The sequence below is a fragment of the Mesorhizobium sp. M1A.T.Ca.IN.004.03.1.1 genome, assembly GCF_003997555.1.
In the GTDB taxonomy this organism is placed as follows: domain Bacteria; phylum Pseudomonadota; class Alphaproteobacteria; order Rhizobiales; family Rhizobiaceae; genus Mesorhizobium.
Genome location: NZ_RZTV01000018.1, coordinates 1 through 24,968, shown reverse-complemented (window position 1 = coordinate 24,968; position 24,968 = coordinate 1). Strand labels below are relative to the sequence as shown.

Sequence of the window (24,968 nt, the reverse complement as noted above, 5' to 3'; positions counted from 1 at the left end):
CTTCCACCGACGGCCACGATGTTGAAGGGCTTGCCCTCCACTGCGATCTCGCCGGTCCTGGTGAACGATCCCGCCGACACGAGATGGAGCTTGCCTGCCAGAGGATCGGTCACGACGATGTTGTCCCCTGCCACGGCGATGCGCGGGCGCGGATCGTTCCAGTGACCGTCCACCGAATAGGGATCGGTCAGCTTGAGCGAATTGGCGATCTTGCCGGCGACGATATCGAGCTGGTGAAGGTGGCCATCCTCGGTGAAGACGTAGGCGAACTTCGGCCTCACCGGATCGACGGCAAAGTGCACGCGCCGCGTCGGCAACTCGACCAACCGGAAGGCGTCGCTCTCAGCCGTCGGATCGATCAGAACGACCTTGTCGGTACCGTAATTGCCGAGGAAATATTGCAGTCCCCGCCCGCCGATCAGAGTCGTTGATTTGCCGTCGGGCAGAGAATCCGCATAGGGCAGATGGCGGATGTCCGGCGCGCTGTCTCCATGCGTGACGACGAGCAAGCCGGTCGCGCAGGCGAAGGCCAGGATATTGCCGGAAGCGGCCTCGCCATGAAGGTCGGGGCATTCGGCAATGTCACCGACCTGGGCACCAGCCTCGTCAACGGTCCTAATGCCGATCGGAAGCTCATCCGGTTTCTCCTTGTTCGGCTCTGAGAGAAGGACATAGGAGCCATAGGCGACGGCGACGCCGTGTTGGGGCGCGTCCGTCTTGACTTGGCGAAAGTCCGACCTCCCCCCCAGCACCGTTTTCTCAGAGATGATGCGGGCGACACCTTCCCCGTCGAAAAAAGCCGCGAACTCGCCGTCATGCTCGACGAGGTGCGAGGGTTTTTGGCCGGCGATCTCGGTGCCCGTCAGCTTCGGCGCCTGGACATCGATGTCGCCATGGTCGTCGAAGGAAATGCCGCTGGCGATTGCCGTGACCGCGCCCGCATCACCCTGCACCGCGAACACGGTGCGGCCGCTTTCGCTGCGGTACAGGGAGGCAGGCGCCTTGATTGGCAGCGTGTCCAGCGTCTCCCCCTTGAAGGCATCGATAACCGTCACTTTGGGTTCCTCGCGGTCCGAGACGAACAGGCGCCAGGCGGTTACCTCCTCCGCAAAGACAGTTCCCGCTGACGCGCAAAGGATCAGCGCGACGGCCGTGGCGGATGCAAGCTTCATCTTCACGTTTCTCTCCTAACGTTATTACATAACAGTGTTGATCCAAAGAAAAGGCGGATTGCTCCGCCGTTTCGGCCTGTCGTGGAGGCTCAGCTCCCCAGGACGGCGCCTTTGATGGTGTTCGCATTGTACTTCATCATGTCGATGTAGGTCGTAGCCGGGCCGCTTTCGTCCGACAGCGCATCGGAGTAGAGCTCACCGCCGACCTTGATGCCAGTCTCGGAGGCGATCTGTTCCATCAGACGCGGATTGGTGATGTTCTCTACGAAGATCGCCGCGGCCTTGTCTTCCTTCACCTGCTTAATCAGGGCTGCGACGTCCGCTGCCGAGGCTTCCGACTCTGTGGAAACGCCTTCCGGCGCGAGAAACTTGATGCCGTATTCGTGCTCGAAATATTTGAAGGCATCGTGCGAGGTGATGATGACGCGCGTGTCTTCGGGGATCTCGGTTACGGCTGCCTTGATCTCCGCTTCGAGCGCTTGGAGCTGCTCGCCATAGGCTTCGGCATTGGCCTTATAGGTATCGCAACCGGCTGCGTCGGTGGCGCAGAAGGCGTCGGCAATGTTCTTCACATAAACCTCGGCATTGTGGACCGACTGCCAGGCATGCGGATCAAACTCGCCGTGGTCATGGTGGGCTTCTTCGTTCGCTTGCTCGTGGCCCTCATCGGCGTGCTGATCGTGTCCCGCTTCGGCTGCCTCATGCTCATGCTTCTGCTCGCCTTCGGCAGCTTCGTCATGATGCTCTTCCTCAGCGTTGCGCAACACTTCGCCGCCCTTGGTCAATTCAACCACCGGCGCCTTGGTGCGGCTCGCTTCCACGAGGCGCTGCAAAAAACCCTCGAACTGCAGGCCATTGACCAGCACAACGTCGGCCGCCGCGACGGCGGCGGCATCTGCCGGCTTAGGCTCGTAGACGTGAGCGTCGCCGTTCGGTCCAACCAGCGTGGTGATGTCCACCCGGTCGCCGCCGACATTTTTCGCGAAATCGGCGATGATCGAGAAGCTGGCGACGACTTTCAGATTCTCGGCCGAGGCCGTTGCGGTGTGGGCTAATGTTATAGCGCTCAAGACTGTGGCGAGCTTTGTCAGTCCGGACATTTGATCGACTCCTTCAGTTCAGGCGGTGCGGTGAGAAGCGTGCCGGACGCGCGTGGCGAGAACGCCGCGAGTGCCGGCAACGATGGAAAGGATGTAGACCACGCCGGCCGACAGGATGATCGCGGGGCCGGAAGGCAGCGAGGCATGATAGGAAAGCAGGAGGCCGGAGATGCACGAGGCGGCACCGATCGCGACCGCCAGCAGGCACATCGGCTCAACGCGCGAGGTCCAGAAACGCGCGGCCGCGGCGGGCAGCATCATCAAGCCGACCGAGAGCAGCGTGCCGAGCGCCTGGAAGCCGCCGACGAGGTTGAGCACGACCAAGCCGAGGAAGATGAAGTGGACCGGCGGGCCGAGGCGCGATACCGAGCGCAGGAACAGCGGATCGAGGCATTCGGCCACCAGAGCGCGCCAGAAGATCGCGAGGGCGACAAGGGTCACAACGGTGATCGTGCCGATCAGACTCAGGGCATCGTTGTTCAACGCCAGCACGGTGCCGAACAGGACATGCATGAGATCGACATTGGAGCCACGCAGCGACACGATCAGCACGCCGAGCGCCAGCGAGATCAGGTAGAAGGCGGCAAGAGAGGCGTCCTCCTTCTGGATGGTCAGACGGGATACGGCGCCGGCGCCGAGCGCCACGACTACGCCCGCCGCCAGTCCTCCAAGTGTCATCGGCACGATCTGCAAGCCGTAGAGCAGGAAACCGGCGGCGGCGCCGGGCAGGATCGCATGAGCCATCGCGTCGCCTGTCAGGCTCATCCGGCGCAGCATCAGGAACACGCCGACGGGGCAGGCGCTGACCGACAGCATCAGCGCCCCGGCAAGTGCCCGCTGCATGAAGGCGAACTCGACGAAAGGCGCAATCAGGTAGTCATAGAGAAACATCAGGCCGCGCCTCTGTGGTCGACCTTGTCTAAATCCGTACGTCCCTGTGCAGCGTGATCATGATCGTGGTGCGCATAATCACCACCTTGGCTGACTTCAGGCGCGCACCAGGGCGCATCGTCGTCCCATGCCTCGTGGAACTGCCGCGCGCGCAGGAGATTCTCGGGCGTCAGCGTCCTTCTGGCATCGCCCCAGGCGACGGGACGGCGCGCCAGAAGGAGGGCTTCGGGAAAATGTTGCCGAACGAGATCGAGATCGTGGACGGCCACCATGATCGTGCGCTGTTCTCCGTGCCATCGTTTGATGAGGGCGATGAGGTCGGACACGGTCCGCGTATCAATTGCGTTGAAGGGCTCGTCGAGCAGGATGAGATCGGCATCCTGCACCAGCACCCGAGCGAATAAGGCCCTCTGCAACTGCCCGCCCGACAGCGTGTCGATCGGCCGCTTCTCGAAGCCCTCCATTCCGACCGCCGAGAGCGCCTTTGCAACCGCTTCGCGGTCCTCCGGGCGATATCGGCCGAGAAGACCGCGCCGAGGCCACAGGCCGAGCGAGATGAGATCGACCACGCGGGCCGGAAAGAAGCGGTCCAGTTCCGATTGCTGCGGCAGATAGGCGAGCTTCACGCCCGGCGCGACGCTGCAGTCGCCGGCCATCGGCTTCAATACACCGACGATGCCTTTCATCAGCGTCGACTTGCCGGAGCCGTTGGCGCCAACCACCGCCGTCAGTGACCCCTTGGCGACTACCCCGTTCAGGTGATGAACCGCCGGATGGCTGCTGTAGCCCAGCGTCAGGTCCTCAAAGGTTACGCAAGCAGACATTCATTTCTTCCTTGGGAGCCGCTCAGCTTCCACTCTTGACGGTCGACTACGTTATGTTATTACGTCCGTCAATCGAAAACGTTATATCATCACAATGAGCGATACCATAACTGCTCCGACAGAAGCTACGAACCGAAGACACGGGCGGAATCGTCAGCTGGTGCTCGAGGCTTTGGGGCAAGGGCAAAGACCGATGAGCGCGTACGAACTGCTTGAGCTTCTGCGTGAGGATGGGCTGCGCTCGCCGCTCCAGGTCTATCGCGCCCTGGAACAACTTATCGAGGACGGCACCGCTCACAAGATCGAGAGCCTCAGCGCCTTCGCGCTCTGCACGCGCGCCGAGTGCGGCACGGACGGTCATGCGATCTTTGCGATCTGCAAGAAATGCGGGCGCGCCGAGGAATTCCACGATCATGCGCTGGAGCGCGTATTGCGCCGGCTTGCAACGAGAGAAGGCTTTCGCACGAAGGCGACCACGGTCGAACTCTCGGGCCTGTGCGAGACCTGCGCCCATGGATAAGACACCGGTCTTCGTTCTGACCGGCTTTCTCGGCGCCGGCAAGTCCACGCTCCTCAACCGGCTTCTCACCGATCCGACCTATTGCGACACGGCTGTCATCATCAACGAGTTCGGCGACGTCGCACTCGACCATGATCTCGTGCGTGTCGGCGAGACGCAGGTTGCCCGCACCACGACGGGATGCCTCTGCTGCACGATCGGCAGCGATATCCGCTCCACGCTGCACCAACTCCACGTGCTGGCGGGTGCGGGCGAGATCTCCTTCGACCGTGTCATCGTCGAAACAACCGGGCTTGCGGATCCGGCACCCCTGGTGAACCAACTCATACCGGGTGGCGCGCCGGCCCTTGGCCTGCGCGATCATCTCGTCGCTCGAAATTTCGAGCTCGCCGGCGTCGTCACGCTCGTCGACATTGTCACGGGCGAACTGTCGATCGAAAATCATTTTGAGGCAGCCAAGCAGATCGCCTTCGCCGATCGCATGGTTCTGACGAAGGCCGATCTTGCGCGCGATCCGGCCTCGATCCGGGATATCGAGAACCTGAGGACACGACTGGCCGCGCTGAATCGCGCTGCGCCGATCGACGATGCTCACCACCGCGGATTCGAGCTCGCCGCGCTCTTTCAGCGACGCGTCTATGCACCCGCCTCGCTCGGCGACGACGTGGTCGGCTGGCTCGCGCTCGAGGACGCTATCCGCGATGATGGCGGTCACCCTTCGAACGGGACTGCCCAGCCGGAAGCATCTCCGTTCCCACGACACGGGGGACGGATCCGCACGTTTGCGATCACCCGCGAGTTGCCAATTCCGCGAGACGCATTCCAGAGGTTTCTTGACCTGCTGTCGATGTCTGCGGGACCCCGCCTGCTGAGGGTCAAGGGCCTCGTGCACGACCGCGATGAGCCGGAACGCCCCCGCGTCATTCATGCCGTTCAGCATGTCGTCTACCCGCCGGCAATTCTCGACGGCTGGCCAAGCGCGGATCGCTGTACCCGCCTGGTCTTCATCACCGACGGCATCGACCCGGAGCCGGTGCGGCAGCTCTTTGAAGCCGCTCTCGACGGCAAGCCGACCAGAGCCGGACGGGCGTTGAGGCAACTCGCCTCGGCCGTTGCAGACACGTTCAGGTCGGGACGGCCCAATTGGCGCGTGCTTTGACCGGTTGACCACAACGAAACATCCAGGAGACGACCATGTCCGCCCAACCTGCTGAACAAACGCCCGTCACCGTCCTCACCGGCTATCTCGGCGCCGGCAAGACGACGCTCTTGAACCGCATCCTCTCCGAGCAGCACGGCAAGAAATACGCCGTCATCGTCAACGAGTTCGGCGAGGTCGGCATCGACAACGACCTGATCGTCGACGCCGACGAGGAAGTCTTCGAGATGAACAATGGCTGCATCTGCTGCACGGTGCGCGGCGACCTGATCCGCATCATCGAGGGACTGATGCGGCGCAAGGATCGGTTCGACGCGATCCTGGTCGAGACCACCGGTCTCGCCGATCCCGCGCCCGTCGCCCAGACCTTCTTCGTCGACGACGATGTTCGCCAGAAAACCAAGCTGGACGCCATCATCACCGTGGTTGATGCAAAGCACCTGCTCGGCGAGATCGACCGGGCGCACGAGGCGCAGGAGCAGCTCGCCTTCGCCGACATCGTCATTCTCAACAAGACCGACCTGGTAACGGCCAAGGAACTGGCCGCCGTCGAGGCCCGCATCCAAAAAATCAATCCGACGGCCACGATAAAGCATACCACACGCTGCGACGTCCCCCTCGACCAGGTTCTCAACCGCGGCGCTTTCGATCTCGATCGTGTATTGGAAATCGAACCTGATTTTCTGGATGGCGATCACGAGCACGAGCATGACGACCATGTCACGAGCTTCTCGCTCGTAACCGAGCAGCCGCTCGATCCGAAAAAATTCCTGCCGTGGGTGCAGATGATCACGCAGCGTTTCGGCATGGACGTCCTGCGCATGAAGGGCATCCTGTCGTTCAAGGATGACGACGATCGCTTCGTGGTGCAGGCAGTCCACATGCTGCTCGAAGGCGATCATCAGCGCCCCTGGAAGGCCAATGAGCCGCGCGTGAGCCGTCTCGTCTTCATCGGCCGCAACCTGCCGAAGGACATCATCGAGGACGGATTCCTGAAATGCCGGGCGGAACTCGATCACGTCACCGCGGTGAACGCATAGCCCTCGAAGCATCATGGTCGGTGCCGCCTCCAGCCGGAGGCGACGGAACCTTTCGGAACGCGGAGCCACGAAAGAATGAATCATCTCGCCAACCCGTTTGCGCCGCGCCGTGCGCTGCCGGAGAAGACCCGGCAGATCAAGGCATGGGTGCGCGGGCTTTGTAGCTTGGACGATGCTGTCGTCGTGTCGATCACCGAACTCGCCTGTCGGGACGAGGGTTGTCCCGACATCGAGACCGTGATCGGCATCATGCGGCCGGGCGAGAAGATCGAAACGATCCGCATCCACAAGGAGATCGCGGGGATTTCTCGCGAGGACATTTTCAAACGCTGAGAGATCGACCGCCGGAAGGCCGTCATTTCCAAGCCGGCGCGAAGTGCGAGCCTCGTCTCGGTCCATTCCGCTGATGGCTGAGAGTCAGCAAATTGCGTCGTCCACCTTCAAGGCTCCTCCCGCGAACCTCCATCATCCGGCGACCGGTGTCGACCGCGAAAACAAACGTGTGTCCAGATGCGCGAAAAGGGGCAAAAATCATGGTGCAATGCACAAAAGCATGACCGCAAAAACATCCCGCTATGTGGGGTTCATAATCCCGTTACGTCAGCTTCGTAATTGAAAGGGAGACGGCTTCGTGCAAGGCCGTCCACCCAAAGGATGGAAAACATGTCCAAGACCGCTGACAAGACCACCGACACCATCGAGAACGCCGCATTTCCGACCTTCGACGCGTCCAAGGCTACCGACCAGTTCCGCGCTGTCGCCGAAAAGGGAGTCGAGCAGTCGAAGGAGGCATTTTCCAAGTTGAAGACCGGCGCCGAGACGACCCAGAAGGCTCTTGAGTCGACCTTCGAGACCGCCAGGACCGCCGGCAACGAGCTGTCGCTCAAGACGATTGCCGCTCTGCGCGCCAATGCCGAAGCCGACTTCTCGCACCTCGAAGCCCTGATTGGCGCGAGGTCGCTGTCGGAAGTCGTCGAGTTGCAGGCCGTCTTCCTGCGCAAGCGCGTCGAGATGACCGTCGAGCAGACCAGGACATCCAGGCCGTGACTGCCAAGGCCGCCGAGGAAGTGTCCAAGCCGGTCAAGGAAGCCTTCGAGAAGGTTTTCAAGGAACTCAAGGTCGCCTGACTTTCTTGTTTGACCGTGATCTTTTCCGAAAACCGGTATCCGCGTTTCGGGATCATGGTCTGAGGCGATGGGAAAAATACCGGCAAGGCGGCGGCACATCCACCCGCCGTCTTCTGGGGCTAGGTGGCTAGCACCTCCCGCCGCCGGTCCTTTTCTTTTTGGCTGGCGGGCTTTGGCCAGCCGGACACGCAAAGCCTGCCCGTACCGTTTCAGCAAGCATCATTTTGTCCAAACGCTTGATGAACTGTCGCGTCGTTGCTCGCGATGACGGCGACCTGCTGGGTTAGTGCACAAGTATCCTGACGGCACAGAATCCGACAGCGCGCACCTTTCATTCGGCCGCAATCCGTTTCGGAGTCACGGCATCTGACCGGCGGCTCCATGAGTGGACGCTTCTCCGTCATGCCACGTCGAATCTCTTCGTGATTTCGCTGGCGTCAAACAGCCGACACGTGCCGGTGCTACGTATCGCTCGAGTTTGCACGAAGGTCCGAAGATGCTGCACGTCGACCCTAAAATGCCGGCGACGGTTTTCACACTTTCCCCTAATCACGGCAACAAAACTGTGACGACGCGCGTCCGCGGCACGAGCCTCAAGAATGCCGTCCGGTTCGTCATGGAACGCCTGCCAAACGTGGAAAGATCGCGGTCTCTTATCCGGACAGCGACGCATTCACTCTATTTTGCGGAGATCGAAGCGCTCAACAGGCGACCGGAATTTCTCGATGAAGACACCGGCTCGACATCGGCGACGGTGGGACCGAATTGACCGGTTTAGGAAGAGAGGAAATGGGAGTGGGAAGGTTCGGTACTCCGGTGAGGGTTCAACTCGGTCGCATTTGATCGGGATCGCATAGTTGTGAACACCAACGAGGCGGCGCAGATCCTGCTGCACGCGTCGCCTGTGACGGATAGTGACGTCCGGCTCTGCCTTGGCCGTACCTTGCGGTATACGATACCATCGCCGCCAGCCGTCGCGATTATCATAAAGCGTGCCAGGCGGGATCGCTTCAATCGCGGTCAGACCCAATCCGTCGAAGGCTTTTGAGCTCAGAGGCGAAGGCAAGTCCTTCCCCCATGTGCCGCGCGAGCAATTCATCCCCTACGTTCCACAGACAGACTAAGCGCACATTGCATTTCTCTTCCTATTGACAGTTCCTCGGCCCAGGTTTCGTATCAATAGTACAAAGATGTCAATGGATCATGGATGATTTTGCCAAGGCAATTCGCAAACCGATGTCGCTCGTGAGTGATGATGTCTCGCGACGCCTAAATTCATACAATCTGTCGTGCACTGCCGTTTAGAACCTCGCCGAGCGGCATAGATTTCGCGACCTCTTCTGGTCGTGCGACATGCAGTTCGGCGAGATACCAGCCGGTCTCCTCCGCGCCAGCGGCATCGATCCCCAGCCGGCGGAGATTGTCGAGCACATGCTGCCGTTCCTCGGCTGAAGCAAAACGCCGCTGCCGGAACAGTCCCTCCAGCTTTTCCGTGACATAGCCGTGCCGGCCCAACATTTCTTCCGGCCCCCCGAAATCGAACATGCGCAGCACGAAATGCGCCATCCACGGACGACTGTCGAGGCTCGTTTCCAGGAGCCGTTCCAGCGAAGTCTCAGTAACATAGCCGACGCAGCCGGTCGAAATGATAAGGTCGGCGTTTTCGATCGCCGCCGTGTCTTCTGGCGTCGGATCGCTTTTCTCGAGATTGGTCGCAACACCTGCGTCGAGCATGCCCGCATCGACTGCATAGGCTATCGCGCGATCTGCCGGGTCGACACCGACAATTTCGAGCGCGGCATCCGCCGGTTCGGCATAGAGGTCACGGTCCCGCTGAAGAAGCGCCTCGAGATCGTCGGCCGCCGCCGCTCCGTAGAGCCGGTAGAGTTCATCCATCGAACGTCCGTGCTTGAGAAGCGCGCCGTTGATCCCATAAGAGCAACCGAGATCGATCACCTTGGCCGGTTCGGATTCGGTGGCGTTACGCCGTGCTTCGATCAATCGTTGAAATCGAGGTTTTGCTTCCTGAGGAATCCGATAGCCCAGGCGAGATAAAGTTGAAAAGTAAGCTGTCGGCTCCGGACTGTTATAAATATTGTTTAAGTTTATCTTGCCAGTCACGTCGTAGCTAAGATTTTCCAATATATCGACTCCGTTTTTCATGTCACAAAATTAACGCCTCCGCACAAACGTGCGCGAAGAAGTTATTTTCCGGATGCGATGTACTATTTAGCGCATAAGCTGCGAGAATTGAACCCGTACCGGAGAAAAATTCCCTGTCGCCGCACAAAACGCCTTTACAGCAGCAGATATCAACCCCGAAGCTCAGTGGCGGCACCAGCAGACGATCCTGGCCCACGGGCCTCAGCGGCAACTCCTGGGGCATGTTACAGGATTCAAAAAGTTGACACTCTCTATGAAATAAAAGGACGATCGTCCTGCCGATTGGCCCCCCTGATAGGTAAATGGTATACCCGTCGCCGTCCGAACTGGCCGGCCTGAATCCAATTCTGTTCCGTCATGACGTGAGGCTGGTGGGTCTTCCAAGCGCCGATTTGGCCGGGTAGGATTTGCAGGGGGGTGAACAACCGGATGAACAAACGGAATGATGCTGGAAAAACTGCGCGCCTGTTGGGGGTTTAGCCCGACCGTCCATAGGAATGTCGCCCTGGTCGAAGGCTTTCTGAAGGGCAAGAGTTTCGCCGACCTGGCGCAGGAACATAGCCTGTCGAAATCGAGGGTGCGCCAAATCATCGAGAAGGCTGATCGGCTCGTGGGCGGCGGCATCCTGACCAAGGCTGAACCGTCCAAGGCCTCGCCTCGATCCGATTTCATGGTCGACTATCCGTATGTGTGGAACCTGGCCGAGATGCACCGGCTCGGTAGCGTCACGCCGCATCATTTCTTTGCGGAGTTGGAACGCGCCGGTTCGCTGGAGCGGCTGGTTGACAAGATGAAGCGGTTGCCGTGGCGCGCACCAACGACACGCGAGCTGGCGCGCCTCGTGTGGCAAAAGGAGAGGGGCGAGAGCCCATGGCCTGCAATGAAGCGATCACGCGTTGCGATCGTGGAACCAAGCTGCCCGGTCGACCATCCGGATCGTGGCCTTCAATGCCAGCTCGCCTTGGAACCGGCCTTTCAGCAATTGGCTGAGCGGGCAGCGGAATCCGGCTGGACCGAGGACGAGATAGCCTACGCGCTCCTCGAGCTCGCCGGCGCGCGCCTCAAGAGCAACTCCGCCAATCGCGAGACTGAGAGGGCGATTGACCGGGCCAGGGCAACGAGATGAGCGGCACCTTCGAGAAGCTTCGCCTGACCCGATAGGAACGTCGCCGCGCCATCAGTTTGGCGGTGAAGGCTGACCCCGGCCGAGTCGGGCAGGCGAGCGGCAGTGCTGAAATAAGGGCGTGAGAATCCATGGTGATCTTGCGCATGGCGAACTCCTTCAAGTGACTTGTTTTCATCAGCCTAACCAGAGGTGCCACCCGGCCTGGGTTCTTGATACGGTGGCTGTGTCGAGACGCCAGGCGCCACCTCGCGGCTAAGCCCGCAAAGCGGACCTTTTTGTTGCAGTCGCAAAACGTGTCGAAGGTTTCGGGATATTTGCGACGAAAAAGCGGTCGTTGGCCATCAGCGCCCCGGCCAAATAAGGCGTGCTTGTTATTCAAGGTTAAGATAACCTGGCAGATACCGAGGGGTGCCCCGTCAAGGGGCTGAGATACTGTTGGCCGAAGGCAGCACAGTGACCCTTTGAACCTGATCCGGATCATGCCGGCGAAGGGACGGGTCTGACGCCTCTCTCCTTTGCCGGCCTCATACAAGTGGCCGCAATGACACCCGAAAAATCAACAACCACGGCCCGGCGTTCAGCGCTCACGCCTAAACTTTCGACGTTGACCCTCCTATGCGCCCTTTCGGTGCTGCCGTTGAACGTCTTTCTGCCATCACTGGCGAATATCGCGCAGGATTTCCGCGCCGATTACGCTCTCGTGAGCCTGTCACTAGCCGGTTACGCTATAGTGGCCGTCGCATTGGAACTGATCATGGGGCCGCTATCCGATCGGTTCGGGCGTCGGCCGATCGTCATGGTCAGTCTTGCCACGTTCACGATCGGGTCGATCGGCTGCGCCTTTGCATCCGATATTTGGACCTTTCTTGCGTTCCGTTTGCTCCAGGCGGCAATCACGTCCTGCTATCCAATTTCGATGGCGATTATCAGGGATACGGCCGGCAAAGAGCAGACGGCGAGCCGGATCGGTTATGCGACGATGATCTGGGCGCTGGCCCCGATGATCGGCCCAGCGCTTGGCGGTGTGGTGGATGAAGCCTTGGGCTGGCGGGCGATTTTCTGGGGTCTTGCCCTAGCCGGCATAGTGATGTTTGCCTTGTGCTGGTTCGAACTCGGTGAAACCAACAAAACCCGGTCGGGCAGCATCGTCCAGCAATTCCACGCCTATCCGGCGCTGTTCCGCGCACCCGGCTTTTGGGCCTACGCGCTGTGCATGGGGTTCTCGGTCGGTGCGGTCTACGCGTTTCTCGCTGGCGCTCCACTCGTTGCTGCAATATTCGACGTGTCATCGGCCTCGCTTGGCTTTTACATCGGCAGCATAACAGCGGGCTTCGTGTTCGGCAGCTTCCTGTCCGGACGTTACGCCGGCCGTTTCCCTCTGACCACCATGATGATAGTGGGGCGCATCGTCGCTTGTGCCGGCCCTGCGATTTGTCTGGTCCTGTTTTTCGCAGATGTCAGGCATGTGATTGCGCTATTCGTCCCTTGCATTCTGGTCGGCATCGGCAATGGCTTGACCATGCCGAGCGCCAATGCCGGCGCGCTCTCGGTGCGGCCGAACCTGGCTGGAAGCGCAGCCGGCTTGGCAGGCGCTATGACCCTTGCGGGTGGCGCAGCCCTTTCCTCGATCACAGGGGCCGTCCTGACGGAGGGCAACGCAACCTATGCGCTGTTCTCCATCATGCTTTTTTCCGCCGGGTGCGGGCTGTTGGCGGCTGTGCTCGCGGCGCTCCTGCCAGGCGATTCTCAGTCCTGTCGGACGTGATGCCGTCCTGATAAACACGCGCTCTTTGCGCTTGAAAAAAGCAGTGCGTGCGGTGGGGGGCCCCCGTGGCGGCTTGATCACGACCTTCCAGCAGCAGCAATTAAGGGCAGCACAGGGTCGCGAGCGGCCACCGAAAGCTCCCATGCTAAACGACCAAGTTGCGGACAGACCAGAGTTGGCTGGGGTTCTTTCAGCCTGTCCCTTTCAGTTCTGCGCTGCCTTCCTCAACCAGTCGCACATTTGTCGCGCGGGCCGTGACAGGTGCGCCGCGTCAGGGGTCAGCAGATGATACTGTTCCCGTCCCGGCAGCACCGGGCCGGGAAGCTGAACAAGACGCCCCGACCGCAGATGCTGGCCGCAGGAGAGATGGTCGCCGATGGCAATGCCAAGACCGCGGAGCGCCGCGTCGATGCACAGGTGCGTGCGGTTGAAGAACAGGTGGTTGTCGACATCGTCCAGCATGACGCCTGCCGCTTCGCAATAGCGCCGCCACCAGTAGAGCCCGCGCTCGTGGATCAGCCTGTGCGCAGCGTAGAAGCCTGGTGAGGCCGGATCAGGCCCCTTGGCGATCAATGCGGGCGAGGCGACCGGGAACGCGTTGAGATCAAGGAAGGGCTCGGAGCGAAAGCCGATCAGCGCCGCCGGTCCCCAGGTCAGCACCAGATCGACATCGCCGGGCAGGCTGCGCGGCGGGTCCGGGCGGCAGCGGAGATCGACGTTGAGCCGCAGCGCGTCCAGCGCCTCCGCCGTCAGGCGCGGCATGAGCCACACGACCGCCAGATCGGTTTCCACATCCAGAACCACTGTCCCCTTGGCGGTGCCCCGTTTCAGACGCCCGACGCCGAGCGCCAGATCGGCGAAGGACCGGGCGACGGTGCGGGCGAAAAGACTGCCTTCGCCAGTCAGCACGACATGGCGGGCATGACGCTCGAAGAGTTCGACGCCTAATTCCATCTCCAGATTGCGCACGTGGCGGCTAACGGCGGCATGGCTGACGCCCAGTTCGTCCGCCGCCGCAGCGAAGCTGCCATGCCGGGCAGCGGCTTCGAAGGCGCGGGTGGCGTTGAGGTTCGGCAGTTTGCGCAAGAGATCAGCATAACAAAAGCGTTCGCTTGCGGTAAAAAATATCGTTTGAGTGAAAGCTCACTTCGCGGCATCTCCCGGACACCCCATCGCATGGAGGATGCCATGACCCGACCGCAGAACCCCCAAACCCGGATGATCGTCGCACTGATCCTCGGCGTGACGATCTACGGCCTCGCGATGGGCACCACCTATCCGCTTCTGGGTCTCTTGCTATCGGATCGCGTGTCAGGCGCGCTCAATGGCCTGAATACGGCAGCGACCGGCCTCGGCCTCATGACCGGCGTGGTGCTGGTGCCCGGCTTCGCCCGCCGGTTGGGCGCGGGTCGGACGGCGCTGGCAGGTGTGGGGTTGCTGGCGGTGGCGCTCGTTGCGCTGGCCTTCCTGCGGGACTTCTGGCCGGTCTTCGCGGTCCGCGTGATTCTGGGCTGCGGTGCGGGTCTCATGTTCATCGTCGCCGAAACGGCGCTGAACGCGGCCGCGGCGCCAGAGCGGCGCGGGCAGATCATGGGCGTCTATACCGCTGCAAATGCCCTCGGTTTCGTACTCGGTCCCGCGATGATCGCACTGATGCCCGACCGCCCGGCCGCGCTTCTCCTCGGTTGCGCCGCGATAGCGCTGATGGCGCTGGTTCCTTTCGCCGCGGTGGAACGGCCGGTGAGCCGCTTGGTCGTGCCAGGATCGGGGCGCCACATCGTGTCGGCGATCACGGCGTTTCCTTTAGCCTTCGGCTTTCTCTTTATAGCGTCGATGATTGATGCTGTCGCCATCAGCCTCATGCCGGTCATCATGCTCGATCGCGATTTCGACATCGCGCAGGCGGTGCTGCTCGCCGCGGTGTTCCATGTCGGCCTGGTGATCGGCCAGCCGCTGATCGGGCTGGCGCTAGACAGGGCTGGCCGCCGCCGTACGGTGCTTGGTTGCTGCGGCCTATCACTCGCCTGCACCCTGCCGCTGGTCTACGGATCAGGTATGGGGTTCTGGCCAGTAGCCGGTCTGATGCTGGTCTGGGGCGGCGCGAATTACGGGCTCTACACCGCTGGGCTCGCGCTGATCGGCGACCGCTTCCGGGCTGAGATGCTGACGGCGGCTACCGCCGCCCTTGCCTCTGTCTATGCTCTGGCTGCCGTCATCGGCCCCGTCGTCGCCGGCGGCATGATGAATGCGCTCGGCGCGCAGGGTCTATTCGGGGCAGCAGCGGTTGTCTATCTGACGGCGCTCTGCGGTGGCCTCTGGCTATTCCGGCCTGTCGAACCGGAATGGCAGAAGCATCAAATCCGCTGATGCACGCAATAGGCTCGATCGTGCCATTCGCAAATGCATGTCGAGACAACTACAACCGCTCGGCTTCGACTGCGGGCGGCTGCTGCGCGTGTCCCGCCTCGGACCTCGAACATCTGGAAAGGGACCTGGTGGTGGAAATCTGCCAAGTCTAGCTCGTGTTCAATGTGCGAGCCGATCGGGCGGCACGCGGGCTCGGTCCGCAACCCAATCCCGCTCTTTTGAGATGGCTTCCTGGTCCAGCTCCGGATCTTCCACGATCAACCCATGAAGGGGTCCGCTAGCAAGCCTGGAAGAGATCGCCGTCCTGGTGATCGAGAGGGCCGAGGATGGCGGGGCAATGCGGTCGCTGGCCGACACGCTCGCTCATGAACAGCTCAGTCCCGTCGACCAATGGCGCGCGATTGAGCGGTTGGTCGCGCTCGGCTGGACCGAAGAAGCAATCGCCCTGGCGCTGGCTCTGCCGGTACGCCAGATCCGGAAGCTTCGCCTGCTCGCCAACGTTCTGCCGGCGATGTTGGACCAGATGGCCAAGGGCGACATTCCCAACGAACAGCAGTTGCGTACCATCGCGGCGGCTTCGGTTGATGAGCAGAAGGAGGTCTGGAAGAAGCACAAGCCCTCCAAGGCCGATCCGCAGGTGTCGTGGTGGAGCGTGGCGCAGGGTCTGACCAAGACCCGGATGTTCGCCCGGCATGCCAGCTTCGGCGACAATCTGGCGCAGGCCTATGGCATCGCCTGGATCGAAGACCTGTTTGCTCCGGCCGATGAGGACAGTCGCTATACGACGGATATCGAGGCTTCCTTGGCGCGCAGCAGGAGTGGATGGCAAACGCTCTGCCCAATTGTGGCGTGATCGTGGAAGCCGGTCAGTGGGGCGAGCCGAAGCTGCCGGCCAAGGCCGAGCGTGTCTACGGCAAGCCGTCGACGCTACTTCAAAGACGTGAAGAGCATTCAAAGAAGTCAACTTGGGATGCATCGGGCGATCCATTTTGTGAACAAAAGTCACATTTGGGTGAAAAATGAACCATTGTGGACTCCCAAGCGGGATGCGATCTTCTCGGACGGGAATGCTGTTCATGCCCCTTAAAGCAGTCCGCTTAAAGCAGACCAGCATAAGCATTGTCGAATTTTTCCTGAGATAATAGGAGACCTAAAATGGATGCTTGTTCAATAGCGGATTCTATCGACCTATCGCGATACCCTATAAATCGGTTGGATACTCTCATCGGAAAGAAGTTTGTAGAAGAGTGTCGAGCACGGTTTGACGAAACGGGAGTGCTAGTACTTGAGGGATTTTTGCGCCCGGGAGCTGTAGAAGAGGTCCGCGACGAAGTCACTCCTTTAATCCCTCTGAGTTTCGCGCGGCCACACCGTGCGAACGTCTACTTGAAGGCGTCCGACCCTGAACTTCCTGGCGAGCACCCAAGGAATCGAACTGTAGTGACTAATATGAATGTGGTCGCTTATGATCAAATACCGAGCAACGGCACCCTCAAGTTATTGTACAATTACCGGCAACTAAGGAGATTTCTTTCCGAGATAGTTGGCTATCCTCAACTTTATCCATACGAGGATGCTTTAGGATCTCTGAATGTAAATATTCTGGGAACTGGGCAGGAACTCGGGTGGCACTTCGACAACTCCGACTTCGCGGTAACTCTCTTGCTTCAGGCTGCCGACGAAGGTGGTGTCTTTGAGTACTTGCCGATGGCGAGAACAGATCAAGATTCTGGCTTTGAGAAAGTGAATGGCGTATTGGATGGGTATCGAGACGAAGTGCGCATCTTGTCGCAGGAGCCAGGCTCGCTGGTGGTTTTCCGCGGTCGCTATGCACTGCATCGTGTGACGCCAGTTAAGGGCGACCGGCCACGGATTATAGCGGTGCTCGCCTATGATTCAGAGCCCGGCGTGCAGTTAACTGAATACAATCGAAATCTGCTTTATGGCCGGGTGCAGTAGTTCAACTCTCCAGCGCTTGGGGACCTCGACGCTCTCAGCAGGTCGAAAAATGCGCAGCGCTGCAGCACGTCGATCATCGGCAAAGGAGCACCAGACAGGGCTACAAGCCCTGTCTGCCCGGCCCCCCTTCATCGCCGCGCCCCACTTATAGGCGTGAAAGGATTAAGGTAAGCGCTGTTTCCGGACCACCTTTCGGGAGTGGTCGCGATCTGTGAGGTTGCCGGTTCTGTAATGGGATCGGAGATCGGCTTGTGTCTGGACTTGACCTTACGCTTGACCCGGAGCGGCAGCCTCGACGTTTCGAGGTGATCAACGGCGCTGGCGGCCGGCGTCAGTGGTCTGTGGATGACAAGGCGCGGATCATCGCCGAGACGCTGGAGCCGAACGCAATCATTTCCGAGGTCGCCCGCCGCTATGGCCTCAGACCGCAACAGGTCTTCGCCTGGCGCCGGGAAGCGCGCAAACAGGCTGCTTCGGTGCAGCAAGAATCTCCTGCCTTTGTGCCGGCGGTTGTTGCCGTGCCGACGAGCGAACCCGCAGCGAAGCGCCTGGGACGACCACGGAAGCAGAAAGCGGTCCGCGACGCCGGCGTGATCGAGCTTGAGATCGACGGCATCGCCATGCGCGTTGGCCGTGGCGCCGATACCAAGACGGTGACCGCAGTGATCCGCGCGCTGAAGGCGACGACGTGATTGGGCCGACGGGTGCGGTCAAGGTAATGGTGGCGACAAAGCCAGTAGACTTCCGCAAAGGCGCGGAGGGATTGGCCGCGCTGGTGCGCGAGACGATGGGCGCCGATCCGTTCAGCGGTGCGATCTACGTCTTCCGGGCAAAGCGCACCGACCGGATCAAGCTGATTTTCTGGGATGGCACCGGCGTCTGCCTCTATGCCAAGCGTCTGGAGGACGGCGAGTTCCGCTGGCCGAAGGTTGAGGACGGCGTGATGCGGCTGACGGCCGCGCAACTGTCGGCGCTGCTCGAAGGTCTCGACTGGCGGCGGGTCCATGAAGCCCGCCAGACCCGCGTTCCGATGCAAGCCGGCTGATCCGCGACCAAGTGAATCACCCCGGATTCCATTGTCGCGGGAGGTGTCGGGATATGGTCTGATCCGGATCATGGCGATAACGGCTGACCAGCTTCCCGACGATCCGGACGCGCTGAAGGCGATGGTCCTGGCGCGCGACGTCGAGAATGCCCGTCTGATCCAGATCATCAAGGAATTGCAGCGCCATCGCTTCGGCCGTCGTGCCGAGACGCTCCCCGAGGATCAGTTGCTGCTGGGGCTCGAAGAGGCCGAACAGATCGAGGCCGCCGGTGACGAAGAGCAGGCACAGACCGCTCCTGGCGAACGTCAGGCGCGTGCCGCCAAGCGCCGGGCGAACCGCGGCGCGTTGCCGTCGCATCTTCCTCGCGTCGAGATGGTCGTCGACATCGAGGACCATGCCTGCCCGTGCTGCCGTAATGACTTGCATCGGATCGGCGAGGATGTGAGCGAGCGGCTCGACATCGTGCCAGTGCAGCTGCGTGTGATCGTCGTGCGCCGGCCCAAATATGCCTGCCGCGCCTGTGAGGATGTGGTCGTTCAGGCTCCCGCGCCGGCCCGGCTGATCGAGGGTGGTCTTCCGACCGAGGCAACGGTCGCCCAGGTGCTGGTCTCAAAGTATGCCGATCACCTTCCGCTCTATCGTTTATGTTGATATCAACATAATGCAGAGCGTTTTTAGCTTGGCGTCGCGCAGAACGGCGGGTCGCGAAAGCGCGCTGAGGTGGATCGCGACGGTGAGCTAAAAACGTGTTGGACTAAGCCGCCGGCACGGGTGGCCGCTATGGGCATTCAATTGAGGCCGTGCCGATGAACAGGCATGGCGTGGGCGCGGATGCGGTCGTGGACGCCGCGATTGCAAGGGGTCGCGTGCGCCGAAAGCGGCACGGATATGGGTTCAGCAAAGCGAGGACCGGCGTCGCGCCCTGCCGACAGAGGCAGCCGGGGGTGACGGCGCGCACCTTCGCGGGACCAGCTCGGTTTTCGGGCCGAACGGCTCGTTGCGATGCGGTGACGGGAAAGCGAAGCGGTTCTTTCATGACGTATCCCAGTATGGCGGGGGTCCAGTGGCGCCGTCGAAGATTTCGATGATGATCATCTGACCTTGACGACAGGCGGGGCATTGCCTGAGGGAATGACCGGTGAGATCCTCGTAGCGGTCGCGGTAATCCTTTGCGGGTCGACTGTCCGACGGCTCGGGAACCGGCATGCCGAGCAGGTCGCGGCAGTGGGCGAGCTTTTGCGCGCGGTAGCGATTGCCGAGAAAGCCGTAGTAGCGGATGCGATGGAAGCCCTCGGGCAGGACGTGCAACAAGAAGCGGCGAATGAACTCGTCGGCCGCAACGGTCATGACCTTCTGCCGATTGCCGTGCCGGTAGTCCTTCCAGCGGAAACGCACGGCGCCGTCCTCGATGTCGATGAGGCGGTTGTTGGAGATGGCAACGCGGTGCGTATAGCGCCCGACATAGTCGAGTACCTGGGCGGGTCCGGCGAAGGGCGGCTTGGCAAAGACGACCCACTCGGCCTTTCGTAGCGGCGCCAAATAACGCCGGAAGGCGTCGCGCGCGCTCAGGTGCTGCAAGCCAGAGAAGAACTTCAACTGGCCGGCGTCGAAGGCTTTCCCAAGATGCTCCAGAAACAATCGTCGGAACAGCCGCGAGAGAACCCGGACGGGCAAGAAGAAGCCGGGCTTGCAGGCGATCCATCGATTGTCGTCGGCAGAAAGGCCGCCGCCGGTGACGACGCAATGCAGATGCGGATGATGACGCAGGTTCTGGCCCCAGGTGTGCAGCACGGCGAAGAAGCCGATCTCGGCGCCCAGGTGCTTGGGATCGGCGGCGATCATGCGCAGGGTCTCGGCGGTGGCGCGGAAGAGCAGGCCGTAGACAAGCGCCTTGTTTTGATAGGCGATTGTGGCAATGGGCTCCGGCAGCGTGAAGACGACGTGAAAGTACTGGGTGTCGAGGAGCTCGGCGCGACGAGCTTCCAGCCATTGCGCGCGGGCCAGCGATTGGCAGCGGGGACAATGCCTGTCGCGGCAGCTGTTGAAGGCGATGCGCCGGTGGCCGCATTGATCACATGCTTCGACATGCCCGCCAAGCGCGGCGGTCCGGCACAGTTCGATCGCCGTCATGACGCGACGCTGGGCGGTCGACAGCGACGCGTCATGCTGGACACGATAGGCTTCGCCGTAGCGACGGAATATGTCCGCCACTTCCGGCCCCGAGCGGGCCACCGGCGCGAGCTCAGAAGTACTGAGGCTTGGCGGGCGGCGGCGGGGTGGGCGCCGGACGCGGCAAGAGCTCGAAGGGGCTCGACGTGGCGCAGACCTTGTTGGTAGCGATCCGCAGGTAATGGGCGGTGGTCGCGAGGCTGCGGTGACCGAGCAGCAGTTGAATGGTGCGCACGTCGGCGCCGGCCTCCAACAGATGCACGGCAAAGGCGTGCCGCAAACTGTGGGGCGTGACCGGTTTGGACAAGCCGGAGAGGTCGCGCGCTTTCGCGCAGGCGTGTCCCACCGCATCCCTGGTGATCGGCTGGTCGGCACGATCGCCGGGGAAGAGCCACGCCTTTGGCCGGCGCAGCTTCCAATAGTTGCGCAGGATCTCCAAAAGCTTGGGTGACAGCATCACGTAGCGGTCCTTCTGGCCTTTGCCCTGCTCGACGCGGATGACCATTCTCTGGCTGTCGATGCCCGCGGGCTTCAGCTGAACCGCTTCCGAGATGCGCAAGCCGGCGGCATAGCAGGTGGTCAGGATGGCGTGGTGTTTGACGTCGAGGACGCAACCGAGGAACCGCTGAACTTCCTCGGGACTGAGGATGATCGGCAGCTTCTGCGGCTTCTTGGGAAGCGGGAGGACCTCTTCAGGCGCCCAATCCCTCTCGAGCGTCACCTTGTAGAGAAAGCGCAGCGCCGCAATGGCGGTGTGGATCGAGCCGGGCGACAGCTTCTTCTCGTTGGTCAGATAGACCTGATAGGTCCGAATATCCTCTCGCTCGAGCAAGTCCGGCGACTTGCTGAAGTGGCGGGCGAACAGCGACACCTGTTGCAGATACGACAGCTGGGTGTTGAGCGCGAAGTTGCGCACCTCCATGTCCTCGCTCATGCGCTGGCGAAGTTGGGTCATCACAAAGCTCCTTTGTCCGATGGAATGGGCTGCAAGCAGCCACCCCCATGCTGACGCAGTTGGAGCTTGTTGTGGACACACGACCAGCGCGACAGACGACGCGATCAGATCACGCGGTCGGCACACACCCTTGCCGCTCCGCGGTCGCGGAGCGGGTTAGTCCAAACGATAAGATGTTGCGCACGGAATTATGCTGCGGAGGCTCCAGTTCTCCCTAAGTTCCAGGCGATTCCAGGGAATCTCCGCAACATAATTTTCTGAAGCACATCCGATGTCATGATCCAGGCGCCAACAACAAGGAGACCTGGATTATGTTTGAGGTTCTTTTTAGCCGACCGCATGCGATCGCACGGTATCGTTCCGCTCCATTGCTCAGGGAGCGGCTCCTCTATCTTGCCCATTGCAAGCAAATCGGCATCAAGCTTGAGACGCTGTGCAAGATCGCCGCCTCCCAGCTGGACCTGGTGCGCATTCTCGATTTGCACGACAACGACAGCTCGATCTTGCTCAAGGTTGAGAAAGCTTTCCGGCTTTGGTCTCTACCCGTCGAACGCAAATCACGACCTCGCGCGCGTCGACGATTCTTCGGGTACGCTGAGCGATGGATGCGCTTTATGGGTTGGCTTGGGGAGCACGAGGCGACACGCCACTCCCATACGCGCGAGGTCACTATCTTCGCGGCGCGCATGTCTTCTGAACATGGATGGGCGGATACCACGGTCGAAGGATGTTGCCGGACGATCAATTGCTTTTTCGACTGGCTGGAAGGGAGAGGCGTCGATCTAGCGTCGGTCGGGATCGACATGATCGATCAGTTTGTCGCGCGCTATCACGCACGCGGCTGCAGTCGATCAACCATCCATCTCTATGCGCAACAACTGCGTGGATTCGTCCGGTTCGCCGGACAGCAGGGCTGGTGCAAGCCGGGCTTGGCCGATGGGATCATGCCGCCGCAACGCTATCCCGGCGAGACAATTCCGAAAGGGTTGAGCCGGGACGAGGTCATCCGCCTGCTCGCCACTACTGAGGGCGACCGCCCTCATGATATGCGCGCCCGTGCCATCCTGATGCTGCTGATCACCTACGGTCTGCGCGCCGGTGAGGTTAGCGGCCTTCAACTCGGCGATTTCGACTGGGAGCAGGAGATGTTACGGGTGCGCTGCCCCAAGCCTGGACGTACGCATCTCTATCCGCTTTCACCAGGCGTGGGGCAGACGATCCTGCGTTACCTGCGCGAGGTTCGCCCCGCGCACCCCGACCGGAGGCTGTTCCTGACGATGAAGGCCCCGATCAGGCCGCTTAGCCGCGGAGTAATAAAGGGAATCGTCTGTACCCGTCTCGATAGTCTTGGGGTCACCGGCAAACGCCGCGGTCCGCATGCGCTGCGCCATGCCGCCGCCCAACACCTCCTCGATCAAGGTTTGTCGATGAAAGCGGTCGGCGACTTTCTCGGCCATCGAAGCACCGCAGCTACCTCAATCTACGCAAAGGTGCAGCTCAATATTCTTCGCGAGGTTGCGAAGATTGATCTGGAGGGGCTGCTATGATCCTCCGTGACGCGATCGACCACTATGTAGCGTGGCGGCGAGCCCATGGCGCCCGATTTTTTACCAGCGCAAACACATTGTACCAATTTTGCAAGAGCGTTCCTGAGCACCGGCGCTGCGATGCTGTTACAGAAAGCGAGGTGCGACGATTCCTCGCCGGAACTGGTCCGCTCACCCGTTGGCGTGCTAACAAGTACGCTGCTCTCGCCGGATTTTACCGGTATGCGATCAGCCGCGGTTATGCCGCCCTGTCGCCGCTGCCGTCGGCGGACGAAGAGCCGAGAGACCCGCAATCGGCGCCGTCTTACATTTACTCTCGCGAAGAACTGGAGCGCCTGTTCGGCGCCATCGATATCAGCCGCAAGCGCGCCATTCGGCTCGATGCCGACACCTTCCGCACACTGCTGTTGATCCTGTACGGAGCTGGTCTGCGAACCAGCGAGGCGCTCCACCTGTCCATGAGCGACGTCGACTTTGCAGATGCCGTACTGACCGTACGGGACACCAAATTCTACAAAAGTCGCCTCGTTCCCGTCGCTCCGCAACTCGCCGGCGCGCTTAGTGCTTATGCCGAACGACGTTCGGACCGTCCGCTGCCACAAGGGATGGCGTCCGCCTTCCTTGCAAACCGCGATGGAACACAGGTGAGGAAGCACAATGTCGATCATGCATTGAAACGGCTGCTCGAGACCACCGGAATCGATCGCAAGGATGACGGCCGGCGCGCCCCGTGTCTGCACGCCTTTCGACACACCGCGGCCGTGCATCGGCTGACGTCCTGGTATCGCCAGGGCGCAGATGTGCAACGGCTGCTGCCGGCGCTCTCGACATATCTCGGCCACGCCAACTTGGACGACACAAGTGTCTACCTGTCCATGACGCCGGAGCTCCTACACGAGGCGTCGGTCTGCTTCGACCGCTACGTCAATGGAGGAGACCATGGGTGATCCCCGCACGCTCGGCCCCTGGCTCCGGCGCTTCCTGGCTGATTACATCGTCACTGAGCGCTGTCTCGCCCGCAACACGCAAAAGAGCTATCGCGACACCTTCACGCTGCTGCTGCCATTTATCAGCGCCAAGGTCCGCAAACCAGCGGACCGCCTAGATGTCGAGGATATCCATCCATCACGCGTGCTGCACTTCCTTGCCCATCTTGAGGAGGACCGCGGCTGTTCGGTGCAGACCCGCAACCAACGCTTGACAGCGATCCGATCCTTCGCCCGCTTCGTCGCCAGCCGTGATCCCGCCCGTCTCGCCTGGTGTGCGCAGATCCGCTCCATTGCAACGAAGAAGGCTGCACCGCAGCCGATCTCGTGGATGACCAGGAAGGAGATGGAGGCCCTGCTCGCGGTTCCCGACCGCCAGACGCTGCGGGGGCGGGCCGAACACGCCTTGTTGCTATTCCTCTACAACACCGGGGCGCGGGTCTCGGAGGCGACAAGACTGCAGGTCGACAATCTCCAGATCGGCCGACACCGCGACAAACATGCACTCGTCACCCTTTGCGGCAAGGGCGACAAAATCCGGCAATGCCCACTGTGGCCACGCACGGAAGAGGCGCTTGGCGAGCTCGTTCGAGGACGCGCAAACGGTGACCCCGTCTTCATCAGCCGCCATCGCAAGCGCTATACGCGGTTCGGTGTCTATCGGCTCGTCGAGCGATGCGCGGCTCGCGTACCAACGCTTGCCGCAAGAGCAATCACGCCGCACGTGATCCGTCACACAAGCGCCTGTCATCTGCTGCAGGCAGGTGTCGACCTCAACACCATACGCGCATGGCTCGGACACGTCAGCCTTGAGACCACCAACATCTATGCCGAGATCGATCTCGAGATGAAGGCAAAAGCGATGGCGCTGTGCGATGCAGCGGCTTCGGGGCCAGACCGGCCTTGGAAGCAGGACAAGGGTGTAATGGCGTTCCTGAATGCAATTTGACTTCAGAAAGTTATGTTGCGGAGATTGCTATAGCGCGACGATCAGGATGAGACGCGCGCGACAATCTGGATGAGATTCTTACGTCGCGGTCACGGGCAAATTA

Annotated in this window: 21 protein-coding genes, 4 pseudogenes and 1 riboswitch; of the genes and pseudogenes, 17 read left to right on the top strand and 8 right to left on the bottom strand. The window is 61.1% G+C overall.

Annotated features, from left to right (window positions below):
* Positions 1-14 precede the first annotated feature (14 nt).
* The 4 genes and pseudogenes from aztD to aztA all read right to left on the bottom strand — a co-directional run.
* Positions 15-1,172 (bottom strand): annotated as a pseudogene (gene aztD / locus EOD29_RS29080) (zinc metallochaperone AztD); the annotation flags it as partial.
* Between the two features lie 89 nt (positions 1,173-1,261).
* Positions 1,262-2,272 carry a zinc ABC transporter substrate-binding protein AztC gene (gene aztC / locus EOD29_RS29075; protein ID WP_127248662.1) on the bottom strand — a complete coding sequence of 337 codons (1,011 nt, stop codon included), beginning with the start codon at positions 2,270-2,272 and terminating at the stop codon, positions 1,262-1,264.
* Between the two features lie 18 nt (positions 2,273-2,290).
* Positions 2,291-3,163 carry a zinc ABC transporter permease AztB gene (gene aztB / locus EOD29_RS29070; RefSeq protein WP_127248661.1) on the bottom strand — a complete coding sequence of 291 codons (873 nt, stop codon included), beginning with the start codon at positions 3,161-3,163 and terminating at the stop codon, positions 2,291-2,293.
* Positions 3,163-3,987 (bottom strand): zinc ABC transporter ATP-binding protein AztA, encoded by an 825-nt coding sequence (aztA, locus tag EOD29_RS29065; RefSeq protein WP_127248660.1) that lies wholly within the window; start codon positions 3,985-3,987, stop codon positions 3,163-3,165. The genes aztB and aztA overlap by 1 nt, the downstream gene beginning before the upstream one ends.
* Positions 3,988-4,081: 94 nt before the next feature.
* On the opposite strand from aztA, the gene EOD29_RS29060 reads away from it, so the two are divergent.
* The 6 genes and pseudogenes from EOD29_RS29060 to EOD29_RS36145 all read left to right on the top strand — a co-directional run bounded on the left by EOD29_RS29060 (position 4,082) and on the right by EOD29_RS36145 (position 8,602).
* Positions 4,082-4,507, top strand: a complete 426-nt coding sequence (locus EOD29_RS29060) for a Fur family transcriptional regulator (RefSeq protein WP_127248659.1) — start codon at positions 4,082-4,084, stop codon at positions 4,505-4,507.
* Positions 4,500-5,666 carry a GTP-binding protein gene (locus EOD29_RS29055; RefSeq protein WP_127248658.1) on the top strand — a complete coding sequence of 389 codons (1,167 nt, stop codon included), beginning with the start codon at positions 4,500-4,502 and terminating at the stop codon, positions 5,664-5,666. Before EOD29_RS29060 ends, EOD29_RS29055 begins: the two co-directional genes overlap by 8 nt.
* Positions 5,667-5,701: 35 nt before the next feature.
* Positions 5,702-6,706, top strand: a complete 1,005-nt coding sequence (locus EOD29_RS29050; RefSeq protein ID WP_127248657.1) for a GTP-binding protein — start codon at positions 5,702-5,704, stop codon at positions 6,704-6,706.
* Between the two features lie 75 nt (positions 6,707-6,781).
* Positions 6,782-7,039, top strand: a complete 258-nt coding sequence (locus tag EOD29_RS29045; RefSeq protein WP_127248656.1) for a nitrate reductase — start codon at positions 6,782-6,784, stop codon at positions 7,037-7,039.
* 330 nt (positions 7,040-7,369) lie between these two features.
* Positions 7,370-7,833 (top strand): annotated as a pseudogene (locus EOD29_RS29040) (phasin).
* Positions 7,834-8,329: 496 nt separating this feature from the next.
* Positions 8,330-8,602, top strand: a complete 273-nt coding sequence (locus EOD29_RS36145; protein ID WP_164763865.1) for a hypothetical protein — start codon at positions 8,330-8,332, stop codon at positions 8,600-8,602.
* Positions 8,603-9,108: 506 nt separating this feature from the next.
* Here the strand turns inward: EOD29_RS36145 and EOD29_RS29030 are convergent.
* A complete protein-coding gene (locus EOD29_RS29030; protein WP_127248655.1) occupies positions 9,109-9,996 on the bottom strand; it encodes a class I SAM-dependent methyltransferase in 888 nt (295 codons plus the stop codon).
* Positions 9,997-10,606: 610 nt separating this feature from the next.
* Here EOD29_RS29030 and EOD29_RS29025 point away from each other — a divergent pair.
* A complete protein-coding gene (locus EOD29_RS29025; RefSeq protein ID WP_245475470.1) occupies positions 10,607-11,122 on the top strand; it encodes a hypothetical protein in 516 nt (171 codons plus the stop codon).
* Between the two features lie 394 nt (positions 11,123-11,516).
* Positions 11,517-11,634: riboswitch (TPP riboswitch) on the top strand.
* Between the two features lie 29 nt (positions 11,635-11,663).
* Positions 11,664-12,887 (top strand): multidrug effflux MFS transporter, encoded by a 1,224-nt coding sequence (locus EOD29_RS29020; protein WP_127248653.1) that lies wholly within the window; start codon positions 11,664-11,666, stop codon positions 12,885-12,887.
* A gap of 204 nt (positions 12,888-13,091) precedes the next feature.
* On the opposite strand, the gene EOD29_RS29015 is transcribed toward EOD29_RS29020, so the two are convergent.
* Positions 13,092-13,973 (bottom strand): LysR family transcriptional regulator, encoded by an 882-nt coding sequence (locus EOD29_RS29015; protein ID WP_164763864.1) that lies wholly within the window; start codon positions 13,971-13,973, stop codon positions 13,092-13,094.
* A 90-nt stretch (positions 13,974-14,063) separates the two neighbouring features.
* Here EOD29_RS29015 and EOD29_RS29010 point away from each other — a divergent pair, with 90 nt between their 5' ends.
* The 6 genes and pseudogenes from EOD29_RS29010 to EOD29_RS28985 all read left to right on the top strand — a co-directional run.
* The gene (locus EOD29_RS29010) at positions 14,064-15,254 is read left to right on the top strand and encodes an MFS transporter (RefSeq protein WP_206520513.1); all 1,191 of its coding nucleotides are present in this window, start codon (positions 14,064-14,066) and stop codon (positions 15,252-15,254) included.
* A gap of 280 nt (positions 15,255-15,534) precedes the next feature.
* Positions 15,535-16,178, top strand: a pseudogene (locus EOD29_RS29005) (plasmid partitioning protein); the annotation flags it as partial.
* 525 nt (positions 16,179-16,703) lie between these two features.
* Positions 16,704-17,213, top strand: coding sequence for a 2OG-Fe(II) oxygenase (locus tag EOD29_RS36140; protein ID WP_245475472.1), 510 nt, complete (start codon positions 16,704-16,706; stop codon positions 17,211-17,213).
* A gap of 305 nt (positions 17,214-17,518) precedes the next feature.
* A complete protein-coding gene (locus EOD29_RS28995; RefSeq protein ID WP_206520512.1) occupies positions 17,519-17,905 on the top strand; it encodes a transposase in 387 nt (128 codons plus the stop codon).
* Positions 17,902-18,258, top strand: a complete 357-nt coding sequence (gene tnpB / locus EOD29_RS28990; protein ID WP_127248649.1) for an IS66 family insertion sequence element accessory protein TnpB — start codon at positions 17,902-17,904, stop codon at positions 18,256-18,258. Before EOD29_RS28995 ends, tnpB begins: the two co-directional genes overlap by 4 nt.
* 70 nt (positions 18,259-18,328) lie before the next feature.
* Positions 18,329-18,901, top strand: a pseudogene (locus EOD29_RS28985) (IS66 family transposase zinc-finger binding domain-containing protein); the annotation flags it as partial.
* A 390-nt stretch (positions 18,902-19,291) separates the two neighbouring features.
* Here EOD29_RS28985 and EOD29_RS28980 read toward each other — a convergent pair.
* Both EOD29_RS28980 and EOD29_RS28975 read right to left on the bottom strand, forming a co-directional pair.
* Positions 19,292-20,491, bottom strand: a complete 1,200-nt coding sequence (locus EOD29_RS28980) for an IS91 family transposase (protein ID WP_127248648.1) — start codon at positions 20,489-20,491, stop codon at positions 19,292-19,294.
* A gap of 10 nt (positions 20,492-20,501) precedes the next feature.
* On the bottom strand, positions 20,502-21,383 hold the full coding sequence (locus EOD29_RS28975) for a tyrosine-type recombinase/integrase (protein ID WP_127248647.1): 882 nt from the start codon (positions 21,381-21,383) through the stop codon (positions 20,502-20,504).
* A 311-nt stretch (positions 21,384-21,694) separates the two neighbouring features.
* On the opposite strand from EOD29_RS28975, the gene EOD29_RS28970 reads away from it, so the two are divergent.
* From EOD29_RS28970 to EOD29_RS28960, 3 genes are read left to right on the top strand one after another with little or no spacing between them, the layout of a single operon-like run.
* Complete coding sequence (locus EOD29_RS28970; RefSeq protein WP_127248646.1) at positions 21,695-22,930, top strand: tyrosine-type recombinase/integrase; 1,236 nt, start codon at positions 21,695-21,697, stop codon at positions 22,928-22,930.
* On the top strand, positions 22,927-23,877 hold the full coding sequence (locus EOD29_RS28965) for a tyrosine-type recombinase/integrase (protein WP_127248645.1): 951 nt from the start codon (positions 22,927-22,929) through the stop codon (positions 23,875-23,877). The genes EOD29_RS28970 and EOD29_RS28965 overlap by 4 nt, the downstream gene beginning before the upstream one ends.
* Positions 23,870-24,865: a tyrosine-type recombinase/integrase gene (locus tag EOD29_RS28960; RefSeq protein ID WP_127248644.1), complete on the top strand. Its 996-nt coding sequence runs from the start codon at positions 23,870-23,872 to the stop codon at positions 24,863-24,865. The genes EOD29_RS28965 and EOD29_RS28960 overlap by 8 nt, the downstream gene beginning before the upstream one ends.
* Positions 24,866-24,968 lie beyond the last annotated feature (103 nt).

What these genes read in the sequence shown, in the direction of transcription:
- aztC (WP_127248662.1), bottom strand. Translation starts at nt 2,272, where the DNA reads ATGTCCGGACTGACAAAGCTCGCCACAGTCTTGAGCGCTATAACATTA.
- aztB (WP_127248661.1), bottom strand. Translation starts at nt 3,163, where the DNA reads ATGTTTCTCTATGACTACCTGATTGCGCCTTTCGTCGAGTTCGCCTTC.
- aztA (WP_127248660.1), bottom strand. Translation starts at nt 3,987, where the DNA reads ATGTCTGCTTGCGTAACCTTTGAGGACCTGACGCTGGGCTACAGCAGC.
- EOD29_RS29060 (WP_127248659.1), top strand. Translation starts at nt 4,082, where the DNA reads ATGAGCGATACCATAACTGCTCCGACAGAAGCTACGAACCGAAGACAC.
- EOD29_RS29055 (WP_127248658.1), top strand. Translation starts at nt 4,500, where the DNA reads ATGGATAAGACACCGGTCTTCGTTCTGACCGGCTTTCTCGGCGCCGGC.
- EOD29_RS29050 (WP_127248657.1), top strand. Translation starts at nt 5,702, where the DNA reads ATGTCCGCCCAACCTGCTGAACAAACGCCCGTCACCGTCCTCACCGGC.
- EOD29_RS29045 (WP_127248656.1), top strand. Translation starts at nt 6,782, where the DNA reads ATGAATCATCTCGCCAACCCGTTTGCGCCGCGCCGTGCGCTGCCGGAG.
- EOD29_RS36145 (WP_164763865.1), top strand. Translation starts at nt 8,330, where the DNA reads ATGCTGCACGTCGACCCTAAAATGCCGGCGACGGTTTTCACACTTTCC.
- EOD29_RS29030 (WP_127248655.1), bottom strand. Translation starts at nt 9,996, where the DNA reads ATGAAAAACGGAGTCGATATATTGGAAAATCTTAGCTACGACGTGACT.
- EOD29_RS29020 (WP_127248653.1), top strand. Translation starts at nt 11,664, where the DNA reads ATGACACCCGAAAAATCAACAACCACGGCCCGGCGTTCAGCGCTCACG.
- EOD29_RS29010 (WP_206520513.1), top strand. Translation starts at nt 14,064, where the DNA reads ATGGAGGATGCCATGACCCGACCGCAGAACCCCCAAACCCGGATGATC.
- EOD29_RS36140 (WP_245475472.1), top strand. Translation starts at nt 16,704, where the DNA reads ATGAATGTGGTCGCTTATGATCAAATACCGAGCAACGGCACCCTCAAG.
- EOD29_RS28975 (WP_127248647.1), bottom strand. Translation starts at nt 21,383, where the DNA reads ATGACCCAACTTCGCCAGCGCATGAGCGAGGACATGGAGGTGCGCAAC.
- EOD29_RS28970 (WP_127248646.1), top strand. Translation starts at nt 21,695, where the DNA reads ATGTTTGAGGTTCTTTTTAGCCGACCGCATGCGATCGCACGGTATCGT.
- EOD29_RS28965 (WP_127248645.1), top strand. Translation starts at nt 22,927, where the DNA reads ATGATCCTCCGTGACGCGATCGACCACTATGTAGCGTGGCGGCGAGCC.
- EOD29_RS28960 (WP_127248644.1), top strand. Translation starts at nt 23,870, where the DNA reads ATGGGTGATCCCCGCACGCTCGGCCCCTGGCTCCGGCGCTTCCTGGCT.